Annotated in this window: 4 protein-coding genes; 1 reads left to right on the forward strand and 3 read right to left on the reverse strand. The window is 67.3% G+C overall.

Annotated elements, in window-relative coordinates; all coding sequences use genetic code 11:
- The 3 genes from VIR09_RS22610 to VIR09_RS22620 form a co-directional block, all read right to left on the reverse strand.
- The coding region (locus VIR09_RS22610) for an aldehyde dehydrogenase family protein (protein WP_332014878.1) at positions 1–239 on the reverse strand (239 nt) is incomplete at its 3' end.
- A complete protein-coding gene (locus VIR09_RS22615) occupies positions 240–1,217 on the reverse strand; it encodes a tripartite tricarboxylate transporter substrate binding protein (protein ID WP_332014879.1) in 978 nt (325 codons plus the stop codon).
- Between the two features lie 58 nt (positions 1,218–1,275).
- Positions 1,276–2,169: an NAD(P)-dependent oxidoreductase gene (locus VIR09_RS22620; protein ID WP_332014880.1), complete on the reverse strand. Its 894-nt coding sequence runs from the start codon at positions 2,167–2,169 to the stop codon at positions 1,276–1,278.
- A gap of 226 nt (positions 2,170–2,395) precedes the next feature.
- Between VIR09_RS22620 and VIR09_RS22625 the strand changes: the two genes are divergently transcribed.
- On the forward strand, positions 2,396–2,906 hold a 511-nt coding region (locus VIR09_RS22625), incomplete at its 3' end, for an MmgE/PrpD family protein (protein ID WP_332014881.1).

Raw genomic sequence — 2,906 nt, forward strand, 5'->3', positions numbered from 1 at the left:
GCCGCCGCGCGCCGCAGGATCGCGGCCCGTTCCAGCGCCGGCGTATCGCGCCAGCGCGGAAAGCTCTGGTGGGCAGCAAGCAGCGCCGCGTCGATGTCCTCGGAGGTCGCGACCGGCAGGCGGCCCAGCACCGCCTGTGTGGCGGGATCCATCACGTCCAGCGTGCGGCGGTTTCCCGCCGGCTGGGCATGGCCGCCGATCAATAGCGTCAGTTCAGGGTATTGCAGGGAGTTGTCCATTTATTCCGCCTTGGCGATGTTGCCGTCCCGGATCACTTGCGCCCAGCGTTCGGTCTGGGACTGGATGTGCCGCGCGAAGTCATCGGCGCTGCCCGTCATCGGAAACTGGCCCAGTTTCAGCAGGGCCTCGCGCGATTCCGGCGTGCCCATGACCTTGTTGACCGCCGTGTTCAGGCGCAGCGTCACGTCGGGCGGCAGTCCCGCCGGCGCCAGCACGCCGTTCCAGGGTTCGGCCGTGAAACCCGGGATGCCCGCGGCTTGCGCCACCGTCGGGATGCCAGGCGCGACGGCCGAGGGTTCGGCGCTGGCGATCGCCAGTGCGCGCATCTTGCCGGCCTGCACCTGAGGCATGGCCGCGATCGCGCTGAGGAAAGCCATGTCGACCCGGCCCGCGACCAGGTCGGCGATGGCGGCCGAATCGCCCTTGTAGGGCACATGCGTGATGTCCAGCTTCGAAGCGCTCTTGAACCATTCACCCGCCAGATGGTTCACCGCGCCGCTGCCGGCGGACGCGAAGGTCAGGCTTCCAGGCTTCTGGCGCGCCCCGGCGATCAATTCCTGCACGGTCTTGAAGGGAGAGCTGGACGGCACCACCAGCAGGTAGGGATAGCTGGCCACCAGCGCCACCGGCTGGAAATCCTTCAACACTTGATAGTCGACCTTCTGCTTGTAGACGGGTTCGATGGACAGGGTGCCGCTGCTGCCCAGCATCAGCGTGTAGCCGTCGGCGGCGGCGCGCTTGACCGACTGCACGGCGACCACGCCGTTGGCGCCCGCGCGGTTCTCGACCACGACGGTCTGACCCAATTCGGCCTCGAGCTTGCGCGCAAGGTATCGGCCCACCGCATCGGTGGGGCCGCCCGCGGTGAAGCCGATCACCAGCGTGACCGGCTTGGAGGGATAGTCGGCCGCGGCCGCGTTGCAACTGATGATGGCGGCGAGCGCGGGCAGCGCGCACCTGGCGAATAGTGATTTCATGGTTGTCTCGGAGTAGGGAGGGCAGCGCGGAGTGCGCCGCCCAGCGGGGCAGGCGGATTTACTCGTAGCCGCGCTCGATCAGCTTGACCATCACTGGGTAGTACTCCTTGACGAAGCCGGCCGCGCGGGTGCGCTCCAGCAGGTCATGCGTCAGCTTGGCGGAGCGGGCGTCCACCTCGCCCTGTCGGGCCAGTTCCAGCGCCAGCAGGATGTCCTTGATCGCGTATTCGGTCGGGAAGGTCTTTTCGGGGTAGGTTTCGGCGGCCAGCGCCTTCAGGCCGGGATTGCGCAGCACGAAGCTGTCGGCCGAGCCCTTGCTCAGCGCGTTCAGCAGCAGCGCGCCGTCGACGCCGGCGCTGCGGCCTATCGTGATGGCCTCGGCCAGCGCATGCACCGTCATGAACACCACCATATTGTTCATGATCTTGACCACCTGGCCATTGCCCACGCCGCCGCAGAGCAGCACGTCCGTGCCCATGCACGACAGATAGGGCAGCACCGTCTCGTAGTCCCCGGGCGTGGCGCCGACGGTGATCATCAGGGTGCCCAGCCTGGCGGCCTCGCGCATGCGGGCGACCGGCGCGTCGATCAGCAGGATGCCGTGGCCGTGCAAGGTTTCGGCCAGCTTGCGCGTGCGGGTGACGTCGCTGGTGCTCATGTCCACCACGATGCGCACGCGTCCGGCCGCCTCCACCAGGCCTCCCGGACCGGTGCACACCTGTTCCACCTGCACGATGCTGGGCAGGGACAGGAACACGATCTCGGCGCTTTGGGCCACCTCGATGATGGAGGCGCAGGCGTGGCCTCCGAGCGCACCGATCCGGGCCGCCGGATCGGGGCTGATATCGGCCACATAAACGGGATGGCCGGACTTGCGCACCAGGTTGGCGCACATGGGTTCGCCCATGACGCCCAGGCCGATGAAGCCCAGCGGGGTCTTGCTGTCGCTCATTACTTCCTCCTTTGTGTTGCGGGTTTTTTAGTTGTTGCATGCAGCTTACGGAGCGCGCCGGGCTGCCGGTATGAAAAATTGGCAAAGCAACCTTCTCCATTTCCGGCCCCCCGGGATCAAGAACGCTCGTTTTCCTTTTTATCAACGCTGGCCTGCCGGGGACGCATAGAGTGATCGGCAGAGATGAGCGAGGCGCCGCCGCGCCGCGACGACAACGGAGACACGCATGTTGCTGGACACGATTGCGGCCTATGGCGCGCACGACACCCGGGCCCGCTTGCCCGACGAGGTCATCCACCACGCCAAACGCGCCTTCCTGGACTGGCTGTCGGCCCTGTATCCAGGCACCCGCACCCAACCCTGCCTGCAATTGTTGGGCGCCCATGGCGCGGAGCTCGGTTCGGGCAGTTCCAGCCTGCCGGGCTGCGCCACCACGGCCTTTCCGGCCACCGCGGCCTGGATCAACGGCAGCGTTTCCCATGCCGTCGAGTTCGACGACATTTACCGCGACGCGATTTACCACCCTGGCTGCCCGACCATCGCCGCAGCGCTGGCGCTGGCGGAAGACGCCGATGCCAGCGGCCTGGAACTGCTGAACGCCATCGTGGTGGGCTATGAGATATCGACCCGCATCGGCGCAGCGGTGCAGCCGGCGCATTACCGCTACTTCCACACGACCGGCACCGTGGGCTGCTTCGGCGGCGCGGCGGCGGCGGCCGCCTTGTGCGCGCCGGGCG

It is taken from the genome of Achromobacter sp., from assembly GCF_036567245.1.
Classification (GTDB): domain Bacteria; phylum Pseudomonadota; class Gammaproteobacteria; order Burkholderiales; family Burkholderiaceae_B; genus Achromobacter.

Coding starts and splice junctions, on each gene's coding strand:
- VIR09_RS22620 (WP_332014880.1), bottom strand. CDS start 2,169: ATGAGCGACAGCAAGACCCCGCTGGGCTTCATCGGCCTGGGCGTCATG.
- VIR09_RS22615 (WP_332014879.1), bottom strand. CDS start 1,217: ATGAAATCACTATTCGCCAGGTGCGCGCTGCCCGCGCTCGCCGCCATC.